Below are 5,633 nucleotides of genomic sequence, written 5' to 3'. Positions count from 1 at the left end.
GGCCGGCCCGCCGGGAGTTGCCGGCGGGGCTGTCTCCGCGATCCGGATCGGGCGGCGCGTGTTGTTCGCGCCGTCCGATCACCGCCGGTGAGCGGCTCGCTCCTCGATTCCGCGCTGTCGCGCCGGGATTCCGTGCTCGTCGGCGTGCCCGGCCGGTATTCGGGACCACGGGGCAGAACATGTCCGTATGGCATTCCGGCGGATCAGTGGACGGTCGCATCTGGGGCATAATGCGGCGTCGCCACACTGGCAACCGTGGGCTTCGGTGATATCCACGCGGCCGGGCAGGAGGGCCGGATAGCCACCATGATCCAGACGGTTTTCGATCTCGTGGTGATCGGCGTGTTGCTGGCGGTGCTGACCACCGAGATCACCCGGCGGCTGGATATCCCGCCCCCGGTGCCGTCCGGTGCGCGAACACCCCGCGACGATGAGGATCCCGGGTAGCCTGGAGCCCGTGCCCGAACTGCCCGAAATCGAGGCGCTGGCCCAGTTCCTGCGGGATCATGCCGTCGGCGCGGTGGTAGGGCGTATCGATGTAGCGGCGGTGAGCGTGATCAAAACGGCCGACCCGCCGGTGACGGCCCTGTCGGGCCGGGACGTGACCGGGGCCGCGCGGTGGGGCAAGTTCCTGGGAATGGAGTGCGGTCGGCTGTGGCTGATCACCCATTTGTCCCGCGCGGGCTGGTTGCGCTGGAGCGACGCTCCGAGTACCGCGCCGCCGAAACCGGGCCGGGGACCGGTGGCGCTGCGGATACATTTCTTCACCCCCACCGGCGATACCCCCGCATTCGACCTCACCGAGGCGGGTACCAGGAAAAGGCTTGCCGTCCATGTGGTATCCGATCCGCGGCAGGTTCCGGGTATCGCGCGTCTCGGCCCGGACGCGCTCGCGGTCACGGAGCCGGAATTCGCCACGCTCCTGGGTGCCACCGCGCAACGGATCAAAACCGTGCTGGTGGATCAGAGCGTGCTGGCCGGGATCGGTAACGCCTACTCCGACGAAATCCTGCACACCGCCCGGATCTCGCCCTTCGCCACCGCGAGAACTCTCCCGCCCGAGAAAGTTTCCGAGCTCTACGCGGCGCTGCGGGGTGTACTGCTCGACGCGGTCGAGCGTTCGGTGGGCCGGGACGCCGCCCGGCTGAAGGGCGAGAAGCGGTCGGGTATGCGGGTGCACGCCCGCGCCGGAATGTCCTGCCCGGTCTGCGGCGATACCGTCCGCGAGGTCTCCTACACCGAGCGCTCGTTCCAGTACTGTCCCACCTGTCAGACCGGGGGCAAGATCCTCGCCGACCGGCGGATGTCACGCCTGCTCAAATAAAGCGGAGCCGTACCTGCCGTGCAACGGTGCGACAGCCGGGAAACGGCCCTCAGCCCGGGTTTCCCGGTGCGGCGGGCCCGTCGTCGGTGCCGCGGGGCCCCTCCTGCGCTTCCGCCGTACCGGTATCGGCGGGGCCGGCGCCTTCGGCAGGGGTGGTGATCGCCTCGGTGATCCGTATCGCGGTGCCGGTGATCGTATCCTCCTGCGAGCTGTCGTCGATATTGCCGACGGGGGGCACACCGGATTCGTCCGCTGTCCCGACCGGCTCACCGGAGGTGGGCGCGGGTACGCCCGTGCGCTTTCCGGCCGGCGCCAGCAGCGGTGCGCGTACGCCCGTCCAGAATTCGCGCAGTTCGGCCTCCGGGTCGTGCTCCACCCGGCTGGGCGCGTCGATGATGAGCGTGCTGCGCTCCTGTTCGGTATATGCGGGCCAGGACGGTAGCGGAGTGCCGGTGCGTGCGAAATGCAGCCAATTGTCCTGGAATTGACGGGTCACGGTGAGCAGACCCCGGCGGCTGCCGCCCACGGTGAGCGCTCGGCTCCACGGTTCGTACACCGCTCCGAAGGTCGGCAGGAGGTCGGTCGCGTGAGTAGCGCCGAGTTTGTAGAGCTGGAACAGGCGGGGTGCGAAATCGTAGCGGTAGGCGTAGGTGGGGGTATGCCGGCTGTGGCCCTCCATCACCGCCAGCGACGGCCGCCAGAAGAAGTAGTCGCCGCCGGCCCGGATCGCCGCCGCCTGTCCCGGAAAGCCGGGGTAGAGGGAGAAGATCCGGGGATAGAGACCCGGTCCGGCGGAGGCCAGCGCGCGTTTGAGACGTTCCGGCCGGGTGGGCAGGTTATCCGCGAAACGGTTGAACAGGGCGCCTTCCTCGCGGCAGGTGCCGATGATGAGCGGTACCCGGTGGGTGTGTCCTTCGGTGAAGGCGTCGATCGGAATGCGCGGCAGCAGATCGGCGTCGGCCACCGGGGCGGCGGGGAAGAACCCCGGGTACTCGGTCATGACCGCGTTCGAGGCCCGGTTGAAGGCGCGGCGGATATCGTGCGGGTCCACTTCGCGTAGCGCCCGGTTCGCCTCCGCGGGGGAGACACCGAGGTTGTCCAGGACCCGGCGGGCGAACTCCCGTGATTCGGTGACCGTCAACCCCCAATCCGCGGGCGGACTCTGGGCGATACCTCGGTGGAACAGCCCGGCCGCCGCGGGGGTGGCCATCAGACTCAGCACCGCGTGCGCTCCGGCCGATTCACCGAAGATCGTGACATTGCCCGGATCCCCGCCGAACTCGGCGATATTGGTCTGCACCCAGCGCAGCGCGGCGATCTGGTCGCGCAGGCCCAGGTTGGAGTCGTAGGGGCTCTCCGGAGTGGAGAATTCGGAGAAATCGGCATACCCGAACGGGCCGAGCCGGTAGTTGATCGTCACCACGATCACATCGCCGTCGGCCGCCAGTTGTACCCCGGAGTAGAGACGTAGTGCCGACGTGCCGAACAGGTAGCCGCCGCCGTGGATGAACACCATCACCGGCCGCGGCCGCACCGCGGGAGCAGCGGGGGCCACGACATTGAGTGTCAGTGAATCCTCGCTCATCTCCTGCAGCGTGCGCGGGCCGAGCCGCACGCCGAAGCTGGGCTGGATACCCGCCGCCCGGAAATAGGTCGCATCGCGCACATCGGTCCACGGCCGCACCGGCTGAGGAGCCCGGAACCGCAGGTCACCGACGGGTGGGGCGGCGTAGGGGAGCGACCGCCAGTACATCACGCGGCGTCCGCGGACACCGCGGACGATCCCGTCAGCGGTCGTTATCTGCTCGGTCACGCTCATCGACCGATGGTAACGACGCTCGATCGGTCTCCAACAGTCGTAACCAGAATTCGCTCACGGTCGGGAAAGCGGGCACCGCGTGCCACAGCGTGTCCAGCGGGACCCGGCCGGCGACGGCGATCGTCGCGGCGTGTAACTGTTCCCCCACGTCGGGGCCCACGAAGGTAGCGCCGAGCAGAGTACCGGTGGCATTGTCGATCACCAGCGCGGCCCGGCCGCTGTAGTCGTCGCGGGTGAGGGCGGAACCGGCGACCTCGATATCCAGTTCGACCGTGCGGATATCGTGCCCCGCCGCGCGGGCCGCCGCGGCGGTGAGCCCGACCGCCGCGACCTCGGGATCGGTGAAGACGACCTGTGGGACCGCGTACCGGTCCGAGCTCGCCCGATGCCGCGGCGCGGTCGGTGACCGGCCCTCGGCGCGGGCGGCGATCACATCGCCGCACACCCGGCCCTGGTACTTGCCCATATGGGTGAGCGCGACACGATGGTCGACATCCCCCACGGCGTAGAGCCATTCGCCGGGCACCCCGGTCACCGTCAGCCGGTCGTCCACCTCGACATAGCCCGCCGCCTGCCCCACCGTCTCGAGGCCGAGATCGTCGGTGGCCGGGATCCGCCCGGCCGCCACCACGATCTCCTCGGCCTTCAGGGTGGACTCTCCGTCGGGGCCCGTGGTGTGCACGGTCACCGGGCCACCGTGGATACGGCCCTCGCCGTGAGCGGCGGCCGCCGGTCGCAGGACCCGTACGGGGCGGGTTCCGAACCGGATCAGCACCCCCTGCTCGGTCAGTGCGGCGGCCACCCGCTGCCCGGCGAACGGTTCGACACCGGTGAGCAACCTGTTCCCGCGCACCAGCATGGTGACCTCGGTGCCCAGGGCCGACAACCAGGTCGCCGCCTCGCAGGCGACCACTCCGCCACCGATCAGGACCGCCCGTTTCGGGATCTCGTGCAGATTGGTCGCGTCGCGCGAGGTCCAGGGCAGCGCGGCGCGCAGTCCGGGGATATCCGGCACGGCGGCCCGGGTACCGGTGGCGAGCACCACCGCGTGCCGGGCGCGTAGTTCACGCTCACCGACCCGCACCGTTCGCACACCATCGAGCCGGCCGACGCCACGGATCACCTTGATGCCCTGCTGCCGGGCCCAGTCGAGCTGGCTCGTGTCGTCGTGGCCACCCGCCCGGGCGTGGACGAACTCGTCGCGCCGGCGCAGCACCGCGGCCACATCGGGCCCGCGTCCCTCCACTCCGGGCAGCCCCCGTGCGGCGCCGAGCACCCGGACCGGCCGCAGCAGAGCCTTACTGGGGATACACGCCCAGTAGGAGCATTCGCCGCCGAGGCGTTCGCGTTCCACGATGACCGCGGTGCGGTCGCTGCCCGCCACCGCGTAAGCGGCGGCATTCTCCCCGGCCGGGCCGCCGCCCAGCACGATGACGTCGTATTCGGCGGTTCCGGACACCGAGCCGCCTACTGCAGGTAGCCCTCGACCTGACCGGGGGATCTGGGCTGGGCTTCGTCCGGCGACTCGTTACTGCTGATCCGGGCCCGCCGCTGCCGCAGCAGATCCCAGCACTGATCCAGCATGACCTCCAGCTCGGCCAGCCGGCGTCGCTCCACATCGGGGTCGAGTTCCCCACGGGAGGCCCGTGACCGCAGGTCGTGCTCGTGGTCGACCAACTCCTTGATGTGCCCGAGGATGTCCTGTTCGGTCATGTGACCATGCTACGACCGGTGACCCCGATCACCTGGTTATTCGGGCGGGCGCAGCAGATAGATGTCCATGATCCAGCCCTTGCGCGCCCGTAACTCGCCGCGCCGGGCCACGATCTCGCCGGCGATATCGCCGACCCGGCCGGCGAGCAGGGTTTCGTCGGGCATCCCGAGGTAGGCGCCCCACCAGATGAATGTGTCGGCGGGGGTGGTGGTGAAGGCGCAGTCGGCGTCCAGCATGACCACCGTGGATCCCGGGCCGAGTCCCTCTTCGCGCAATCGCCGCCCCGTGGTGATGTGCACGGGTTCGCCTATCCGGTGCAGTACGGTGCGGTGCCGGGCCGCGAGGGCGTGCACGCTGGTGACTCCGGGGATCACGGTGTAGTCGAAGGACTGCGTGCCGCGGGCCAGTACCCGTTCCACCATGCGCAGGGTGCTGTCGTAGAGGGCCGGATCGCCCCACACCAGGATCGCGCCCACCCCCTCGGTAGCGGAGAACGCCTCTTCCAGCAGCAGTGAGCGGCGTTCGTGCCAATCCCGCACCGTTTCCCGATAGTCGGCCGGAGCGCGGTCGCGGGGCGGGTCGGGTATCTCCACGAGGCGGTAGGGGCGGTCGGTGTATTCGTCGAGGATCGCGGTGCGCACGTCCACGAGCTCCTGTTTGTCCGTGCCCTTGCCGATGACGAAGAAGACGTCGACCTGCCGTATGGCCTTGACGGCCTGCATCGTCACCTGGTCGGGGTCGCCGGCACCGATCCCGATCACATACAGCTTCCGCAT

Annotated in this window: 6 protein-coding genes; 2 read left to right on the top strand and 4 right to left on the bottom strand. The window is 69.6% G+C overall.

The features are described 5' to 3' along the window. The first annotated feature begins 246 nt into the window (after window positions 1–246). Together ACYR7D_RS02905 and ACYR7D_RS02900 are read left to right on the top strand one after the other, a co-directional pair. Window positions 247–447, top strand: a complete 201-nt coding sequence (locus tag ACYR7D_RS02905; RefSeq protein ID WP_459549990.1) for an ion channel — start codon at window positions 247–249, stop codon at window positions 445–447. A gap of 10 nt (window positions 448–457) precedes the next feature. Continuing rightward, window positions 458–1,324: an Fpg/Nei family DNA glycosylase gene (locus ACYR7D_RS02900; RefSeq protein WP_459548084.1), complete on the top strand. Its 867-nt coding sequence runs from the start codon at window positions 458–460 to the stop codon at window positions 1,322–1,324. 49 nt (window positions 1,325–1,373) lie between these two features. Here ACYR7D_RS02900 and ACYR7D_RS02895 read toward each other — a convergent pair whose 3' ends face one another. The 4 genes from ACYR7D_RS02895 to cobF are packed head-to-tail and all read right to left on the bottom strand — an operon-like array spanning window position 1,374 to window position 5,633. Next, complete coding sequence (locus ACYR7D_RS02895; RefSeq protein ID WP_459548083.1) at window positions 1,374–3,143, bottom strand: carboxylesterase/lipase family protein; 1,770 nt, start codon at window positions 3,141–3,143, stop codon at window positions 1,374–1,376. Continuing rightward, complete coding sequence (locus ACYR7D_RS02890) at window positions 3,112–4,602, bottom strand: dihydrolipoyl dehydrogenase family protein (RefSeq protein WP_459548082.1); 1,491 nt, start codon at window positions 4,600–4,602, stop codon at window positions 3,112–3,114. Before ACYR7D_RS02890 ends, ACYR7D_RS02895 begins: the two co-directional genes overlap by 32 nt. Before the next feature lie 8 nt (window positions 4,603–4,610). Further along, entirely contained in the window at window positions 4,611–4,856 is a 246-nt protein-coding gene (locus tag ACYR7D_RS02885) for a DUF2630 family protein (protein WP_459548081.1), read from the bottom strand. Window positions 4,857–4,892: 36 nt separating this feature from the next. Beyond that, entirely contained in the window at window positions 4,893–5,633 is a 741-nt protein-coding gene (gene cobF / locus ACYR7D_RS02880) for a precorrin-6A synthase (deacetylating) (protein WP_459548080.1), read from the bottom strand.

The organism is Nocardia sp. X0981, assembly GCF_977089955.1.
This window is presented reverse-complemented; position numbering and strand designations above follow the sequence as displayed.

What these genes read in the sequence shown, in the direction of transcription:
- cobF (WP_459548080.1), bottom strand. Translation starts at nt 5,633, where the DNA reads ATGCGGAAGCTGTATGTGATCGGGATCGGTGCCGGCGACCCCGACCAG.
- ACYR7D_RS02895 (WP_459548083.1), bottom strand. Translation starts at nt 3,143, where the DNA reads ATGAGCGTGACCGAGCAGATAACGACCGCTGACGGGATCGTCCGCGGT.
- ACYR7D_RS02885 (WP_459548081.1), bottom strand. Translation starts at nt 4,856, where the DNA reads ATGACCGAACAGGACATCCTCGGGCACATCAAGGAGTTGGTCGACCAC.